Raw genomic sequence first — 16,715 nt, forward strand, 5'->3', positions numbered from 1 at the left:
TCAGGCGCGCGTGTGCCTCCAGCAACCCCCCACCCGGCTCAGCCACGCCTGGGAAAGAACTCCCCCTGACGGTCCCGCACAGGCCGACGCACCCGGACCCCGGTGACGTCAGCCGCTGTTGGCGATGCGAGGAGAGCCCCCTCCCAAGAGTTCCCGCCCAAGAGCCTCCTCCCTCAGAGGCCTCGCCTGAGAGTCGCTCTGTGAGAGCTGCGGTCTCGCCTCCGCCCCCTCTCCTCCCTTCCTCTCCCCTCCCTTCCCCTATTACGCCGTAATAAGGCCGTCCCCCTATTACGGCGTAATAGGGGGACGGCCTGTGGTGACGGTGTGGGCTGTCAGCGGGTGCTGCTGGGAGACTCCTGCCGTTCCTGCTGATGCTTGTTGAGGATGACCAGCATCCGGTCGAACTCCGTGACGCTCATCTTGCGGATGAGGTGCATGGCGAGGAAGGCGCCGTTGTCGTAAGGCAGTCGGCGGGCCGCGGAGCCGCCCGCGTCGGCGAGGTCCTGATCGGCGACGGAAGTCCGGTTCGACCGGGGCTCGGGGACGGTCTCCGGGGCGGGAGTGGACCGTACGGCAACCGAAGCCGCGGACTCCCTGGATTCCTCGGACTCCCAGGCCTCCAGCGACTCGCTCCGCTGTACGGACTCGACCTGCCCGGCCGAATCCAGGGATTCCTCCGGCTCCTCCTCGGCCGGTTCCGGCTCTCCGGACTCAGGAGCCATCCGGTCGGTTGCTGCGACCGATTTGGCCGCTCCGGACTCGTCCTGCTTCTCGAAATCCTCCGCCTGCCCCGCCTCGTACGGCTCCGGCTCCTCGTCCGTCTCCCCGGCAAGGGCCGGGTCCACGACGGGCGGCGGGGCCATCGCGGCGGCGGCTGCCGTTTTGCGGTCCGCTTCCTTGCGGAGCCGCTCGGCCTTCAGTTCCTCCAGGGCGGCCTCCTGCCGCTCCTGGGGTTCCTTGGCCACGGCTCGGAGCAGTTCGACGGGTTCCGAGCCGACCGCCGCCTGAAGCTGCGGGGACAGGTTCAGCAGGGCGAGACGCTGTGACACCCAGCCCTGGGACTTGCGCAGCCGCTTGGCGAGCTTGACCTGCGAACCATGGATGGCGAGGAGCCGTTGCAGGGCGCGGGCCTCGTCGAGCGGGTCCAGGTCGTTGCGGTGGATGTTGGCGACGAGTGCGGATTCGAGGATGGCGTCACCGTCGCTCCCCTGCTCGTCGTCGACCATCACATGGAGATGGGTGAGGCCGGCCTCCCGCGCGGCGGCGAGGCGGCTGCTGCCGTCGACGACGACATGCGTCGTGTCAGGGTCCAGGTCCTTCTCGCGGTCCGGGTTCGCCTTCAGGTAGGCATCGCGGTTCATGACCGTGATGGCCTGCTTCTGGCCGTGTTCCCTGAGACTGCCCGCGAGTTCGGTGAGATCACCGAGTGTGGTGCGGGGGTTCTCGGGATTGGGGCTGATGCGTGCGACGGGCAGGCGGGTGGGCGGGGCGACCCCTTCCGTGGGGACGCCGGTGGCGGCACCGATCGCGGCGCGTCGGGCGCTGACCGGCCGGGCGCTTCCTCCGAAGCGCCCCGCTCCGAGCTGATCGGCCTTGCTCATGAGATCTCCCGGGCCAGGGCCCGCATGCCGATGGCCTGTTGCGAGGAAGGGGCGTAACTGAGCAAGGGCTGCTTCATGCGCACTGCTTCCTTCTGTTCCTTCAGGTCGCTGATGAGACCGACGACCCGCGGATCCTTTATGTCGATCCAGCCCTGAAGGGAGGAGGTGGCGATGTAGCCACGGCGGCCGTCGTAGAGGTTGACGACGATCCCCAGGTAGTCGATGTCGAGACCGAGGTCGTTGCGGAGGTCCTCGATCTGGTTGGTCAGCAGGTCGTAGGCGTCGGCGGAGCTGTCCTCCGCCTGGACGACGATGAGGGCACCGGACTGGCCGGGACGCTCTCCGTCGCGGCGGCGCCCGTAGTAGGCCGCCGCGTCCATGCTGAGCCCGAGGCTCGGCGGGCAGTCGACGAGGATCACGTCGTAATCGGCTTCCAGCGGAGTGAGGGCACGCTCGAGGGCGGCCTCACGGGCGCGCACGGCGGAGAGCCGCACGTCCAGCAGGAAGGCGTCGTGACAGGCGGGCAGGAGGTGCAGCCGACCGCCGAAATGGTCCTCGTCGATGGAGACGATCAGGTCCCGCAGTTCGCCCTTGGGATCCCCGGCCATGTGGTTGGTGAGGCTGTCACCGTTCATCGGCAGGGGTGCTGCGCCCAGTTGGTTGGTGAGGTGGCACTGGGGGTCGAAGTCCACCAGCAGGACACGGAGGCCGCGGCCGGGGAGCTTCTCGATGTCGAGCGGGTCGCCCGGGCCGCCGTCCTCGTCGCCGGCCCGGAGAGCGGTGGCCAGGGCCTTGGCGACCCGTACGGGATACAGGCGGTTGGAGTCCTCTGACAGGGCCTCACCCACACCGGCGGTGATGGCCGTCTTGCCCACCCCGCCCTTCTGGTTGCAGACGACGATGCGGCGGGTGATGTCCGGACGCTGCACATCGGGAGCCGGATTGGTGTCGAGCCAGAGCTGAACGGACTGGGCGAGTCCCTGGATGAGGGAGACGCGGCGGTCCTCCGCGATGCCCCGGAACTCCTCCCACTGCCCGGGAGGAAGGAAGGTGGAGAAGGACTCGGCTCCAGCGGTGTCCACCGAGGCGGTCGCCGAGGCAAGGCCGCACCAGGCGGCGATGCCCTGCTCGACAGCGGTCTGGATCTCGATGCCGAGCTGCGCGGTTCTTACCTTGAGGTTCTGCCGGAGCCATCCCGGCAGTTTGGAGACGACCTTCGCTCGGTCGTTCGAGGTGGCTGGCGTACTCATGGCGCTACCTTACTAACGTCCTTGATCAACTGCAGCATCGACACGTTAGTTAGTGCGACTTGGTGATGTGTCAGCTCCCCGACCCGGGCCCCTCCTGCCTATTACGGCGTAATAGGCAGGCCGGTGCACAGGGAGGGGGGCACCCCCTCTGGCCCTTCTCCGCGCATGGTCCTCGCCCTGAACCTATTACGGCGTAATAGGTTCAGGCTTCGCCGCCTTCAGGAACTCGGCAGCCGCGCCCAGGGCGAGACGGGCCTCATCGGTGAGCGCCACGGGTCTGGCCGTCTGCTGCTCCTGCTTGGCGAGAGCGCGGACGGCCGCGTCCAGGTAGCGGTTGAGGCTCACCATCTGGAGCGGGGTACGGCAGTGCGGGAGAACCGCCTCGATCTCCTCGAACCAGTAGTCCGCGTCCTCGCCGAGCACCAGACCGTCGCGCTGTTCCAGAAGTCGGCCCGCGACAGGGACGAGGAGGGCGTGCCGTTTCTCCGCCTCCTCCTGGGCCCGGCGTTCGGCGGCCTGCTCCAGGGCAAGCCGCCGCTCGGCCTGGAGTACCGCCTCCGGTGTCCGGCGTACCGGTCGGGCCGCCGGGGTCTCGTCGGTGAGCGTGCTCGCCCTGAGCCTCTTCGCCTTGTTGTACGCCGCGCTCGGGGCGTTGACCGCCAGGGCGGGCGCCAACTGCTCCCAGTGCGCGCCCGCCTCCCGGGCATCGTCCACGGCCCGTACCTGATGGAGTTCGCTCTGCTCCTTCAGGTACTCCCACAACCGGACCCGCTTCAGGGCCGCGTCCCGCCTCACGTCCAGGGACTGGCCCCGCAGGGCATCGGTGTGCTTCTCCGCGTAGAGAAGCGCTCCGTACAGCTCGTCGTCGGCCGGCATGCGTTCCACATCGGGGTCCTCGGCGTTCTCGTGGAGCTGCCGCAGCTCGCCGACCAGCATGGCCGCGTCCAGGGACCCGATCCGTACAGGGGGCTTGACCAGGGGTTTTGTGGGTCTGGTCGGCTTACGTACGCGCTTCGCCATGGACGGATTGTGCCCTCTCCCCCATCGATTCACAGAATGTGAAACAGAACAGGGCTTGCTCCAGGGACCAAGGGCCCCCCTCGCGGGCTATTACGGCGTAATAGCCCGGGTCATGGCAGGGGCTCTCCGGGTCCCTGCCAGGTGTCAGGGACGGGAGGGACTCACAACGGGAAGACGAGCGCAGGGACTGAAAGGTTCACCGCTCTGAGGACGTTCCGGGATGCGGACAGGAGCAGGAACGGTGCCAGGGGCAGGCCTGCGGAGGGACCGAACGGGGGAGAGACCAGGGGGAAGGGTCTGAAGCAGTGCCGGTCCCTCTTGGTCCCTGCGCTTCAGTCCCTGACGTTTTCGCAGGTCAGGGGCGTTCTACCCCTCCCAGGAGGGACTGTAGGGACTGAAAGTCGCAATTATGACGTAGACAAGACATGTAATACGTATACGCGGGCGCGTATGTAACCCATGTTCTTGTACAGCTCATAATTGCCGAGTTCAGTCCCTACAGTCCCTCTTTTGCTGGCCACACGCCTCTGACCTGCGAAAATGCTCAGGGACTCAACAGGGTCCCGGGACCCTGTCGGCCCCTCGGTTCTGGTCCCTGGAGTGCTTCGGACCCTGTGGGCGCCCTGAAAAGCCCGTCGCTGGGTCCTGGCTTATATGACAATCATCAGTCCCTTCAGCCCCTAGGGTGGGAGACCGGCTGGTCCCTGCCCTGCCCGGAGGGACCGGATCCCTCCCCGGCACAGGGACCGACGCCGGCCGGTGCGCACCGAAGACTCACCACAGGAGGGACCCAGGGACTCAAGGGACCAGGAAAACTGATAGAAACGGCACGCGGCCCAGAACAGACCCACTTTTCGGACGATGAGCTCTAGACTCTCTTTCGCACTAGAGTCCCTTCGGTCCCTGATGGCGCGTCACTGCCAGCCAGGTGCCCGTGCAGTGAGCGAACGACGAGACGTGACGAGGACGATCCCCGTGCCGCGCGAAGGTGAGAACCGCGAAAGTGCAGCCCGAGTCGGGCCCGTGGCTCCGCATGCCGTCGCACGGTGGTGTGCCGCCCAGGGCTGGCCGGTCCACCCCCTGGCCCCCGGACGCAAGACGCCCGCCGGGAACTGCCCGGACTGCCGCGTGCACCGGCACGACCCCGCCGACTGCCCCTGCCTGCCCGCCGGCCGTCCCTGCCACGGCTTCCACGCGGCCACCACCGACCTGGACCGCATCGACCGCTGGTGGAGCGAGAAGCCCTCGGCGGGGGTCGGCGTCGCCTGTGCCCCCGCGCAGCTGGTCGTCATCGACATCGACGCCCACGCGGCCCCGGTGGCCGACCGGTCACGGCTGCTGCCCGGCATCCTCATCCCGGAACAGGTGAGCCTCGCCGGGCTGGCTTCAGGTTTTGACACGCTCGCGCTGCTGGCCGCCTACCGGGGCGCCCCCGACCCCGCCTCGGACGAGACGACGCTCCGGGTGCGCACGCCTTCCGGGGGTCTGCACGTCTGGTACCTCAACCCCGACCCCGACACACGGTTCCGCTGCTCCACCGGGTCCGGGCGGAACGCGGCGCTCGCCTGGCAGGTCGACGTCCGTGCCGACGGGGGCTACATCGTGGCGCCCGGTACGCGGACACCGAAAGGCGTCTACCGGGCCGAAGGCGCGGCCCGGCTCCCGGCGCCCCTGCCGGACTGGCTCAGGGACGAACTGGCCCGCACCGGACATGTGGTGGCTCCGAGGCCCGTCACGGCCTCCTGCGCGCCTTCCAGCCCCCCGGGTGAGGATTCTCCTTCCCCACGGCCCACAAACGCCTCAGAAGCCCCTACAGCCCCTCTCACGGGCGTGCGGACGGTCCGCGGGGAGGCCGGTGCGCTGCGGATCCTCGATCCGCTGATCCAGCAGGTCGCCGGGTGCGCCGCGGCGCACGAGGGGACGAGCTTCACGGAGAAGCTCAACCGGGCGGCCTACACCGCGGGAGGGCTGGTGGGTGCCGGGCACCTCGAACACACGGCCGTCCGGGACCGGCTCGTCAGGGTCGCCCAGTACGCCCGCCCCTGGCAGCAGGCCAGGAACGAAACGATCGTCGACGACGCCCTTGCCGTTGGGTCCGCCCGCCCTCTCCACCTCAAAGGACGTCCATGAGCAGCAGTGCCGGAAGCTCACCGCGCTTCGACCCCCAGGCTGCCGCTCAGCAGATGCTCGACCTGGAAGCGGCCGCCCCGGCCGGAGCTGCGCTGCTGCCCGCGCAGACGGCCCCGGAGGCCGTCTCAGGGGTGTCCCCGCTCCCGCCGCCAGGAGCCTTCGGAACGCCGTCCCTGCCGCCGTCGCTGTCGGACCGGGGAAACGCGCGGCTCTTCGTGCAGATGCACCGCGACCAGTTCCGGCACGTGGAAGGACTGGGCTGGTTCGCCTGGGACGGCTACCGCTGGAAGCGCACGGGCGGCGAGAAGGCCGCGCTGTGGGCGGCGGGGGAGATGGCGGAGGAGATGCCGGACACCGACCCGCGCGGCGTCTTCAGCAACCGTGAGATCGCCCAGCACAAGCGCCGCACCCTGTCCACCACCGGCATGAAGGCGCTGCTCACCCAGGCGAAGGCGTCTCCCGACCTGTCGGTGGACCCGGACTCCCTCGACGGCGACCCGTACGCCCTGTGCACGCCGGCGGGCGTGGTCGACCTGCACAACGGCCACCTGCGCAAGGCCGACCCCACCCGGGACTTCCACTCCCGGGCGACGAGCGTGGCCCCGCAGCGCATGGAGACCCCTCGCTGGCACCGCTTCCTCGCGGACACCTTCGGCAGCGATCCCGAGGGTGAGGAGATGATCGACTTCCTGCACCTGCTGCTGGGCTACTCGATCACCGGTGACGTGGGTGCCCAGGTGCTCCCGTTCCTGCACGGCGAGGGCAAGAACGGCAAGTCCGTCCTGCTGGACATCATGATCCAGATCCTGGGCGACTACGCGGACGCCGCCCCGCCCGGCTTCCTGATGGACCGGGGGGCGTTCTCGGAGCACTCGACGGAGCTGACCGAACTGCACGGCCGCCGACTGGTGGTGTGCAGCGAACTGAAGCCGAACGACAAGTTCGACGAGGCCCGGGTGCGGCTGCTGACCGGCGGCGACAAGATCAAGGCACGCCGGATGCGGCAGGACTACTTCTCCTTCACGCCCACCCACCACCTGTGGCTGCTGGGCAACCACCGCCCGGAGGTCTCCACGGGCGGTTTCGCCTTCTGGCGCCGCATCCGCCTGCTGCCCTTCACCCGGACCGTCCCGGCCGAACGCAGGATCGACAACCTCGCCTTCGAACTCGTACGGGACGAGGGCCCCGGCATCCTGCACTGGCTCATCGAGGGCGCCCAGCGCTACCTGGCCACCCGCGACCCGCTGGAAGGCCCCGATCGCGTCCGCATCGCCACCACCGCCTACGCCACCACCGAGGACCACATCGGCCGCTTCCTCGCCGAGTGCTGCACCCGGGACGGCGAGGCCGGACGGGATCTGCGGGTCGAGCAGGGCCTGCTGTACACCGAGTACAGCTCCTGGTGCAACGCGGGGGAGGGGATCAGGCCCGCGACGCCGAGGGCCTTCGCCAACCGGGTCCGCCAGGAGGTCGGAGTGGCCTCGCCCGCCGACATGATCAAGTCGAACGGACGCAAGTACTACCCCGGCATCGCTCTGCTGGAGCACCCGTGAGGCCGCCCGGAGTTCGGTCGTACTCAGCGGTCGGCCTGCACCTGGCCCCGCGGGCGCTCTACGATGGAGGGCAGGTCCCGCATGCGGTGGCTCCCACCGGAGGCCCCGCCGCTGGCCGGAGCGCGGGCCGGAGCGACATGTTCACATGCCTGGCCACGTCCCCCTTGGTGGGGAGCACGCCGACGAAGGAGGGGCTGCAGCCATGAGCTCGCTACTGACCGAGAGCGACCTCATCCACGAGGAAGAGGTGGTGTGGCTGGAGAACCCCGAAAAGCTGGACTATGTCCGCCAGGCGCTGGACAAGACCAAGCGCCGCAACACCAAGCCGCCCTACGCCCGCGACGGGCGCATGGTGGGCTACGCGCTGCTCGACGAGCAGGCCTCGCCCGACCCCGACAGCGGTCTGTACAAGCGCCGGGTGTTCTTCCTGCTGCCGCACGACCGGGACAGCCTGCCCGACGGCCTCTACCGTGAGGGGGCCCCCGGCGAGGCCGTCGACCCCCGCACCATCGCGCCGAAGAAGCCGGGCGCGAAGACGCCCCGGTCGCAGTGCGGTTCGCTGCCGATAGCGACATCGGCTCCCTGAGCCGCCGCTCCGGACGCGGCGGACCGCCGGCTCAGGAGAAGTACACGAGGACGCGGCCGGAGTTCCCCGCGTCGACCTCGCGGCGGACGTAGAGCTTGCGGATGTGCTGCTGGTCCAGGAAGGCCAGCACCCGGGCCCGGAGCCGCCCGGACCCCTTGCCGGGGATGATCTCCGCGACCGGGACGCCGGCGTGCGAGGCCCGGAAGAGGAATTGACGCATCGCGAGTTCGATGTCCCGGTTGTTGCGGAACACCGGGTGCAGGTCGAGCGTCATCATCGGGAGCCCTCCTCCGGGCGGCGGCACGTGTCGGCAGCGGTGGGTGTCGGCCCTACAGGCTACGGGCCTCGTCACCCGCCGTCTCCCGCACGAAGGCGAGCACCGCCTCCGTGAACCGCTCGGGTTCCTCGATGTGTCCCATGTGACCGCTCTCCTCGAGGACGAGCAGCCGCGAGTCGGGGATCAGGTCGTCCAGTTCCCGGCCCCAGCGCAGACCGCAGATGACGTCGTGCCGCCCCACCACGACCAGCGCGGGCACCGCCAGTTCCTTCAGGGCGACGCGGTCGTCGATGACGTCGGGGGAGAGGTCCTCGTCCAGCCCCGAGATGAACGTGGCCCGTATCGCGTCCCGGAAGGGGGCCAGCTGCTCCTCGTTCTCCCAGTAGTGGGCGAAGTACGAGGGCAGTACGCCCCGGGCCACCGCCACGGTGTCCTCGTCGGTGGCCATACCGGACATCGCACCGAAAGCGGCCAGGACGTCCGGCAGTCCAGGGTGACCGGCGTGCCGGGCGGCGAACTGCTCCACCATGCGGCCCGCCTCCGCGCCGTGCTCGGGTCCGGTGACCGGCGCCCCCTCGTACAGGACGACACCCGCGAGCCGCTGTGCGCGGTGCAGCGCGTGATAGGCGGCGACGAACGCGCCGTGCGAGTGACCGAGCAGATGGACCTCGGGCACGTCCAGGCGGTTGATCAGGACTTCCAGGAAGCGGCTGTAGCGGTCCCGGGTGTAGCCGTGCGGGTGTGAGGGGAGGCGGCCGGACTCACCGGTACCGATCGGTTCGACGTACACCATGGTCAGGTGCTCCTCCAGCGCGGGCATCCGCAGGTACTCCCAGTGGATGCCGGGCCCGCCGGGATGGGCGAGGACCACCGGACCGCTGCCGTACACGTGGTAGCGCTGGGTGAGGCCGCCCACCTCGAAGGAGTGGGTGCCGGGGGAGAGCGGGCCGGAGCCGGCGTCCTGGGCCTGGTTCGAACCGGTGGTGATGCTCATGAGGTTCTCCGCATCGAGTGAGGGTGTGTGCTGACACCGACACGACGCAGGGGGTGGTCGAAAGTTCGATGACGCGACTGTGATCCACGTCACGTCGAGACGCAAGGCAGGGCGGACGGAGTCGGGGCGGAGCTATTACGCCGTAATAGGGGCAGGGGCAGGGGGGCAAGGATCAAGTGCGGGGTGTGCCACGAGGACGGCAGTGGCGCGCGCCAGGGCTATTACGCCGTAATAGGGTCCGGGAGGGTCGCGAGGATGAGGGTCGTGCGCCGCGACCTATTACGGCGTAATAGGTCGCGGTCGACCGCCGGCCCTCCGGGACCTATTACGCCGTAATAGGCGAGGGGGCGAGAGGCGTCACAGCTCGCCACCGAGGGGAGGTTCAGGCCGCCCGGAGTGCCTGGCTGGCAGAGGACCGCGTCGCGTGATAGAGACGCAGCTCGCCGATACGGCCGCCTTCGAGGCTCATGATCCAGGCGACGCCGGGCGGGCAGTGGTCAGGGGCGTCCGGCGGATTGACCAGGTCCATCTCCCACACCACGAGCGACCGGCCGGCGATGACATGCCGGGGGCGCTGCCGGACCCCGGCGGACAGGTCGGAGTCCATGCCCACCAGCATCAGCCCGACGCCACCGAGCCGGTGCCCGCCGCTGAGCAGGGACAGCTCGGGGGAGTAGCGGTCCCTGACCACCTTCTCGAACTCCCCCCGTTCGGCGGCGGCGAGCGTGTGGTGCGCCTCCTGCCAGCTGGCCTCGGTACGGCGCGCGGTGTCGTCGTGGGCGGAGGCGGACGTGTCCGCCAGGGTCTGGGCGAGCAGACCGCGTGCCTGGTGCAGCCGGCTGCGGACCGTGCCGACCGGGACGGCGCAAGCCTCGGCGATCTGCTGGTACGAGGTCACCCCGGAGGAGAAGTAGCGGAGCACCACCGGCAGTCGCAACGCCGGGGACAGTTCCTCCACGGCCTCCCAGATCCAGTCCCGCAGGGCGTGCCGGTCCAGCAACTGCTCGGGGGAGGCACCGTCGGGAGGCAGGGGGACCTCGTCCACGGGCTCGGTGCGCCGGGACTCACGCAGCAGGGACCGGCAGGCGTTGCGCACCACCATGCGCAGCCACGGCCCCACGGCCTGCGGGTCGCGGATGTCGGCGATACGGCGGAGCGCGACCAGTGCCGCTTCCTGCATCACGTCGTCGACATCGGGCCCGGGCCCCAGCAGGCTCAGGGCCACCGCGCGCATGCCGGGACGGTGGCGCTCCAGCAGGGTGGCCAGCGCCGGGGCGTCGCCCTGCTGCGCCGCACGGGTCAGTATCGCGTCCTCGGCCCGCGCGGCGTCCCTCAGTGTCGTCTCCATTGTTCCGCCCTCCGGCCCGGCCACTGCTGAACCCGAGGGTACCCAAGGCGGGAAGCGGTCAGGTGTGTGTGAGAGAGCACTGGACGAGCGACATGTGTGTGCACTCGGCCAGAACAGTGACGTGGCTCATAACAGGTGGGGTGCTGACGAGTTCCTGAAAGGTGTTCGACATGCTGGGAACATGGCCTCACAGAACAACCCCACCTCGCGAGGGCGCCACCGGGCCCCGACAGCGGGCGACCAGGTCCTCGCCACGCTGTCCCGGGCCGGCGGACGGCTGCCGCTCGCGGCCGCCGCCCTGGTCGTCGCGGCCACCGTCACCGGCTGCGGGGCGACCGCGACAGGGGCGGCCCACGACACCCCGGCGGCCGCCGCGGGGAACTCCCCGGCCGCCGCGCCCTCCGCACGGGACGCGGCGCGCCCGATGTCCGGCGTCGACAACGCCGCACCCGAACTGCCCACGCAGCTCCCCGGATTGGGGCCCAAGACGCTGTCCCAGGTCCCGGCCGAGACCCGCCAGGTCGTCCTGGTCACCGGCCAGGGCAAGAACTCCAACCGCTCCGGGGTCGTGCTGTACCAGCGCACCGCGGACGGCTGGAAGGCGGGTCCGACCTGGGCAGCGCACAACGCGCTCAAGGGCTGGACCGACGAACACCACCAGGGTGATCTCCGGTCGCCCATCGGGGTGTTCACCCTCAGCGACGCCGGCGGCAGGCTGTCCGACCCCGGCGCCAAGCTGCCGTACACCCGCTCCGTGTCCGGGTACACGGTCGGAGGACTGGGGTTCAACGGCGAACCCCTCGCTGGGGCCTTCGACTACGTCATCGCCATCGACTACAACCACCAGAAGGGCACGACGCCGCTGGACTGGACGCGCCCCCTCGGCGCGGACCGGGGCGGTGGCATCTGGCTGCACGTCGACCACGGCGGCCCCACCCACGGGTGCGTCAGCATCGCCAAGCGGCACATGAAGGAGTTGCTGCGCACCCTCGACCCGGCCCTGCATCCGGTGGTCGTGATGGGGGACGCCGGGTCGCTCAGCAGGTGAGGCGTCGCGGCTGCCAGGCGGCGTGTTCGGCCACCAGTTCGCGCAGGACGCGCAGTTGGCGGAACATGCCCGTTCCGAGGGCCGCGACGACGCGGCCGTCGCGGACCCGTACGGCGGTGAACTTCCGCTGCTGCGGGTCCCCGTCGACGACATGCGTCTCGCCGGGGCCACGGGCGAGGCCGTAGACCTGGAGCCGCAGACCGTACTGGTCCGACCAGACGTAGGGAACCGTGCGGAAGCCGGACGCCGCGCTGGGCCCGGCCAGGATGTTCGCGGCGACGTGCCGTCCCTGTTCGGTGGCGTTGGTACGGTGCTCGATCCGCAGCCGGGTACCGGAGTCGGGGTCTGGCCAGGAGGCCACGTCACCGGCGGCCCACACGTCGTGACCGGCGTACAGGGTGCTGTCGCACTCGACCCCGTCGCCCAGCGGCAGGCCGCTGCCGGCCAGCCACTCGGTGTTCGGGCGGGCGCCGACGCCGAGCACCACGGCGTCGGCGCGGACCTCGCTCCTGACGCCTTGCCGGTCCGTGATCACGCCCGTGACACGCCCCTGCCCGGTGAGCAGGCCGGTGACCCGCGTGCCCGTGACGAGACGGACGCCGTGCTCGCGGTGGAGCGAGGCCAGCATGTCCGCGGCGTCCGGACCGACGACGTCCGCCAGCGGAGCGTCCCCCGTGGTGATCAGGGTGACCTCGCAGTCCAGCGACCGGGCGACCGAGGCAGCCTCCGCGCCGACGAAACCGCCGCCCACGACCACCAGACGCGGCCGGCCGGCCAGGGAGGCCCGCAGCGCCAGCGCGTCGTCGAGCGTGCGCAGCACGTGCACCCCGGCCGCACCACCCGCCCCGGGCAGGGTGCGCGCCCGGGTTCCGGTGGCCACGACGAGGCTGTCGTACGGCACGTCGGTCCCGTCGGCCAGCCGGACCCGGTGGGCGGTCACGTCCAGGGCGCTCGCCGCCACGCCCAGCCGGAGCCGTACGTCCAGTTCGGTGTACGCCTCTTCGGGCCGCAGCAGGAGCCGCTCGGCCGGCCAGTCACCGGCCAGCAACTGCTTCGACACCGGCGGCCGGTCGTAGGGCGGGTGGGGTTCGTCCCCGACCAGGGTGAGCGGGCCGTCGTACCCCGACTGCCGCAGCGCCTCGGCGGCGGTCAGGCCCGCCGCCGAGGCGCCGACGACGACCACTCCGGCGGGAGCGGTCACGCCTCGACCTCGATGGCGGCGGCCGGGCAGACGGCGACCGCCTCGCGTACGGCGTCGTGCTGGTCCTCGGCCGGCCGCGCGGTGAGGAGGACGACGACGCCGTCCTCGTCGCGCTGGTCGAAGACCTCGGGCGCTACCAGGACGCACTGACCGGCGCCGCAGCACTTGTCCTCGTCGATGGTGATGTTCATGTCGCTCCTGTCATCGGGGAGTTGGGGTGGGAGGTGGGGCCGGCGGGCAGGCCGGATCACCAGGTGAGAGGGAGTTCGCGTACGCCGTAGACCACTGCCGCGGTGCGGAAGGGGATGTCCTCGAGCGGGCGGTCGAGCCGCAGGCCCGTGAAGCGGCGCAGCAGTGCCGGGTAGGCCTCCTGGAGTTCCACCCGGGCGAGGTTCTGGCCCAGGCACTGGTGCGGGCCGGAGCCGAAGGCCATGTGCTGCCGGCTGGAGCGGGTGACGTCGAGGCGGTCGGGGTCCGTGAAGACCGACGGGTCGCGGTTGGCCGTCTCGCTCACGCACAGGATGCCGTCGCCCGCTGCGATGCGGAACCCGCCGATCTCGATGTCCTCCAGTGCCACCCGGCGGCGTCCCATGTGGGTGATGGTCAGGTAGCGCAGCATCTCCTCGACGGCGCCTGCCACCTGGCGGGCGTCTCCGTCACGGACGGCGGCCAGCTGGTCCGGGTGCTGGAGGAAGGCGCAGGTGCCCAGCGCGATCATGTTGGCGGTGGTCTCGTGCCCGGCGACCAGCAGCAGCCGGGCCTCGTTGGCGCACTCGTCCTCCGTGCCGAGCCCGGTGGCCAGTTGCTCGGTGGCCATGCTGCTGAGCAGGTCGTCCCCGGGCCGCTCGGCCTTGCGCAGGATGAGGCCGCGCAGGTAGTCGACCAGTTCCTGGGAGGCGGCGACGGCGGCCTGCGGTGTGCTGCGGGTGTCGATGATCGCGGCGCTGGCCCGCTGGAAGAAGTCGTGGTCCTCGTAGGGGACGCCGAGCAGTTCGCAGATGACGAGCGAGGGCAGGGGGAGGGCGAAGGCGGTGACGAGGTCGGCGGGCGGCCCCTGGCGTTCCATCGCGTCGAGGAGGTCGTCGATGATGCGCCGGATGCGTGGGCGCAGCCGCTCGGTGGCCTTTACGGTGAAATTGCCCGTGTACAGGCGCCGCCGTTCGGTGTGCTCGGGCTCGTCCATGGTGATGAAGGCCCGGTGACGTGCGCGGATGGCGTCGCTGCCCGCGCTCATGCTGGGGTAGCCGGGCCGGGTGTTGTCGGCGCTGACGCGGGGATCGCGCAGGAGGGCGACCTGGTCGGCGTGGCGGGTCACCAGCCAGGCGGTCGCGCCGTTCCAGAGGGTCACCCGGGAGACGGGGGCGGTGTCCAGCAGGGCCGTCACCGACGGGGGAGGGTCGAAGGGGCAGCCGGGGGCGCGTTCGGCGGGCCAGGGGGTGGCCGTGGGGACGGAGGAGGGGGCCGGGCTGGGAACGGATGCTGCCTTGGTCATGACTGATCCTCGGCTTCCGGGCATGTGCCTGATGGGAGTGGCGATGCGAGTGGGGGCGCCGGGGCGCACGTTACGACGCGGCTTCCGTCCGCGGAAGAAGAGATCCGTGTACAGGGCATGCTTTTCGCCATTCCCGTCCGTCCCGACACACACATGTTTCTCCGGCCGTGGCCGCGGGGAGTGCGCGGCCACGGCCGGGTGGACCCGGGGGAGGGACGGGCCCCCGGGGGCTTCGGGGACCGTCAGGTGACGGGCGGCAGGTTCGGCCCGGTCGTACCGAGCTGCTCGGCGGCGACCACCGGCGGCACCGGCCAGGTGACGCCCTCGGGCGGCCAGCTCTGCCCGGTCGCCTTCAGGAAGTCCGCGGGCGGCTCGTACAGCGGCGGCTGGGTGCCGTCGGGGATCATCGAGGCCCACTGGATGCCCTCGGTGCGGCCCTTGAACTCCTGCTTCATCGCATCCAGCCGGTCGGGCTGTTCGATGAGGTCGACGGCGCCGGCCGCGAGGTAGCGGGCGGCCGACAGCATCGCCTGGTGCCCGATGTTGGTGGCCGCCGTCGCGGTGACACCCCAGTTGTGGTTGGGCAGACCGGGCGGGTACGCGGCGGACAGCAGCACCGCGGTGGGTGCCTGCCAGCTGATGTCGGCGGTGTCCGTGGCCAGCCCGCCGGTGTAGGCGGCGGCCGGGGGAGCGAGCGGAACCAGGTCGGTGGGCATGCCCACCTCCGGGCGGCCGAGCGACTTCTGCACGGCCTTCGCCAGAGTGTGGTCGGCGTCGGTGAACTTCGGCGCGCCGATCTGCTGCATGTTGTCGTACAGCAGCTCGGCGCCGGCCTTGTTGGCCAGCAGGTTCCAGGTCGCCGAGTGGAACTTGTGCACCAGCCGGGTCTGGCTGGCCTGCGCGGCGGCCTTCGCGCACTCCACGATCTTGTCGTAGAGCACGCGGGCGCGCGCCGGGCTGCCCTCGCGTACGAAGAACCAGATGGAGCACATGTCCGGGGTCACGTTCGGGGCGCCGCCGCCGTTGATCACGGCGTAGTGGAACCGGCCCGACGGCGCGACGTTCTTCTCCCGCAGGTACTCGGACATGGTCGCCATCAGCAGCGCGCCGTCCAGTCCGCTCTTGTTGCCGAGCGGGGTGCCGCCGTGACCGGAGGCGCCGAGGAAGGTGAACGTGGCCGATATCAGTGCACTGGTGGTGTTCCAGAACGGGGTCGTGATGTTGAACGGGTGCCAGTCGAGGAACGCGTCGAGGCCGTCGTAGACACCCTCCTTCACGGCGTACGCCTTGCCGACGAGCTGCTCTTCGCCGGCGCTGCCGAACAGCTTGACGGTCGCCTTCAGCCCGTGCGCCCGGATGGCCTGCGCGACGGCGATGGCGGCGGCCGTACCGCCCGCGCCCAGCGCGTTGTGGGCGTCACCGTGTCCGGCACCGTACGACGGGCCGTAGGCGTCGTAGTGGTAGACGAGCGGGTCGTGGGTGGCCACGCCCTTCTTCTGCGACAGCCCCGGCAGCGCGTCGTACTCGGCGTTGAAGCCCAGCACCGGGCCGCCGTTGCCGTAGGTGGCGACGAACGCGGTCGGGAAGCCCGCCGAACCCCATTCGACCGTGAAACCGTTGGCCTTGAGCAGGCTGGCGGTGGCGAGGGAGGACTTCCACTCGCGCAGTGACAGCTCGGCGTACTTCCAGACGTCGTCGTTCAGCTTGGTGACGGCGCCCTGGTTGGCGTCGATCCAGCCGAGTGCGGTCTGCTTGGCCGCGGTGTTCCTGGCCAAGCCCTTGGGCGCCCGGTAGGTCGTCGGGGAGACCCCGGTCTTCTCGTCGTAGCCGAGGGTCGCGGCGAGCACCGGGTCGCCCTGGAGCAGGGCAGCCGTGGTCGCGGTGGCACCCAGCCCGAACATCTTCAGCAGGCGCCGGCGGCCCGGGTGGAGGTCGTCGTTCACGTCAGTCTCGTTCCTCGGGGTGAGGGAGAAGGGCCGACGGGCGGCCCACGACAGTGCTGCCAGGTGTGTCCATACAAAACATGTATGCCGGTGGATGTGCACACCTGGACAGACTGACGGAGTGTAACGTGCCGGCGCGTCAGATATGTGTCTCATTCCCGCTGAGGCCGGCCGGGACCCGAGCCCGGTCACTCCGTCCGAGGACCGGGCGGTCACTCCTACCGAGGACCGGTCGACTACTCCGTCCGCGGACCGGGTCCGGCCGTGGCCTA

At 70.5% G+C, this 16,715-nt stretch carries 14 protein-coding genes; 4 read left to right on the forward strand and 10 right to left on the reverse strand.

Going from position 1 to position 16,715, the window contains the following annotated elements:
• Nucleotides 1-332 precede the first annotated feature (332 nt).
• The 3 genes from AC6I72_RS36150 to AC6I72_RS36160 form a co-directional block, all read right to left on the reverse strand.
• Nucleotides 333-1,601 (reverse strand): ParB/RepB/Spo0J family partition protein, encoded by a 1,269-nt coding sequence (locus AC6I72_RS36150; RefSeq protein ID WP_498005857.1) that lies wholly within the window; start codon nucleotides 1,599-1,601, stop codon nucleotides 333-335.
• A complete protein-coding gene (locus AC6I72_RS36155) occupies nucleotides 1,598-2,851 on the reverse strand; it encodes a ParA family protein (RefSeq protein WP_498005859.1) in 1,254 nt (417 codons plus the stop codon). Before AC6I72_RS36155 ends, AC6I72_RS36150 begins: the two co-directional genes overlap by 4 nt.
• A gap of 186 nt (nucleotides 2,852-3,037) precedes the next feature.
• On the reverse strand, nucleotides 3,038-3,871 hold the full coding sequence (locus AC6I72_RS36160; protein WP_498005860.1) for a hypothetical protein: 834 nt from the start codon (nucleotides 3,869-3,871) through the stop codon (nucleotides 3,038-3,040).
• 1,023 nt (nucleotides 3,872-4,894) lie between these two features.
• Here AC6I72_RS36160 and AC6I72_RS36165 point away from each other — a divergent pair.
• The 3 genes from AC6I72_RS36165 to AC6I72_RS36175 all read left to right on the forward strand — a co-directional run bounded on the left by AC6I72_RS36165 (nucleotide 4,895) and on the right by AC6I72_RS36175 (nucleotide 8,140).
• On the forward strand, nucleotides 4,895-6,001 hold the full coding sequence (locus AC6I72_RS36165) for a bifunctional DNA primase/polymerase (protein WP_498005862.1): 1,107 nt from the start codon (nucleotides 4,895-4,897) through the stop codon (nucleotides 5,999-6,001).
• On the forward strand, nucleotides 5,998-7,554 hold the full coding sequence (locus tag AC6I72_RS36170; RefSeq protein WP_498005864.1) for a DNA primase family protein: 1,557 nt from the start codon (nucleotides 5,998-6,000) through the stop codon (nucleotides 7,552-7,554). The genes AC6I72_RS36165 and AC6I72_RS36170 overlap by 4 nt, the downstream gene beginning before the upstream one ends.
• 202 nt (nucleotides 7,555-7,756) lie before the next feature.
• The gene (locus tag AC6I72_RS36175) at nucleotides 7,757-8,140 is read left to right on the forward strand and encodes a DUF6009 family protein (protein WP_360969706.1); all 384 of its coding nucleotides are present in this window, start codon (nucleotides 7,757-7,759) and stop codon (nucleotides 8,138-8,140) included.
• 31 nt (nucleotides 8,141-8,171) lie between these two features.
• On the opposite strand, the gene AC6I72_RS36180 is transcribed toward AC6I72_RS36175, so the two are convergent.
• The 3 genes from AC6I72_RS36180 to AC6I72_RS36190 all read right to left on the reverse strand — a co-directional run bounded on the left by AC6I72_RS36180 (nucleotide 8,172) and on the right by AC6I72_RS36190 (nucleotide 10,759).
• Nucleotides 8,172-8,417, reverse strand: coding sequence for a Smr/MutS family protein (locus AC6I72_RS36180; RefSeq protein ID WP_366725917.1), 246 nt, complete (start codon nucleotides 8,415-8,417; stop codon nucleotides 8,172-8,174).
• A gap of 52 nt (nucleotides 8,418-8,469) precedes the next feature.
• Nucleotides 8,470-9,411 carry an alpha/beta fold hydrolase gene (locus tag AC6I72_RS36185; protein ID WP_498005865.1) on the reverse strand — a complete coding sequence of 314 codons (942 nt, stop codon included), beginning with the start codon at nucleotides 9,409-9,411 and terminating at the stop codon, nucleotides 8,470-8,472.
• A gap of 382 nt (nucleotides 9,412-9,793) precedes the next feature.
• The gene (locus AC6I72_RS36190; RefSeq protein ID WP_498005867.1) at nucleotides 9,794-10,759 is read right to left on the reverse strand and encodes an RNA polymerase sigma factor; all 966 of its coding nucleotides are present in this window, start codon (nucleotides 10,757-10,759) and stop codon (nucleotides 9,794-9,796) included.
• A gap of 181 nt (nucleotides 10,760-10,940) precedes the next feature.
• Here AC6I72_RS36190 and AC6I72_RS36195 point away from each other — a divergent pair, with 181 nt between their 5' ends.
• Nucleotides 10,941-11,807 carry a L,D-transpeptidase family protein gene (locus AC6I72_RS36195; RefSeq protein WP_498005869.1) on the forward strand — a complete coding sequence of 289 codons (867 nt, stop codon included), beginning with the start codon at nucleotides 10,941-10,943 and terminating at the stop codon, nucleotides 11,805-11,807.
• Here AC6I72_RS36195 and AC6I72_RS36200 read toward each other — a convergent pair.
• The 4 genes from AC6I72_RS36200 to AC6I72_RS36215 all read right to left on the reverse strand — a co-directional run bounded on the left by AC6I72_RS36200 (nucleotide 11,797) and on the right by AC6I72_RS36215 (nucleotide 16,443).
• The gene (locus tag AC6I72_RS36200) at nucleotides 11,797-13,008 is read right to left on the reverse strand and encodes an NAD(P)/FAD-dependent oxidoreductase (RefSeq protein WP_498005870.1); all 1,212 of its coding nucleotides are present in this window, start codon (nucleotides 13,006-13,008) and stop codon (nucleotides 11,797-11,799) included. The genes AC6I72_RS36195 and AC6I72_RS36200 overlap by 11 nt on opposite strands.
• Entirely contained in the window at nucleotides 13,005-13,199 is a 195-nt protein-coding gene (locus tag AC6I72_RS36205) for a ferredoxin (protein WP_366725922.1), read from the reverse strand. The genes AC6I72_RS36200 and AC6I72_RS36205 overlap by 4 nt, the downstream gene beginning before the upstream one ends.
• Before the next feature lie 56 nt (nucleotides 13,200-13,255).
• Nucleotides 13,256-14,500, reverse strand: a complete 1,245-nt coding sequence (locus AC6I72_RS36210; protein ID WP_498005872.1) for a cytochrome P450 — start codon at nucleotides 14,498-14,500, stop codon at nucleotides 13,256-13,258.
• Between the two features lie 242 nt (nucleotides 14,501-14,742).
• A complete protein-coding gene (locus AC6I72_RS36215; RefSeq protein WP_498005874.1) occupies nucleotides 14,743-16,443 on the reverse strand; it encodes an amidohydrolase in 1,701 nt (566 codons plus the stop codon).
• Between the last annotated feature and the right edge of the window lie 272 nt (nucleotides 16,444-16,715).

The sequence above is a fragment of the Streptomyces sp. Xyl84 genome (assembly GCF_059731885.1).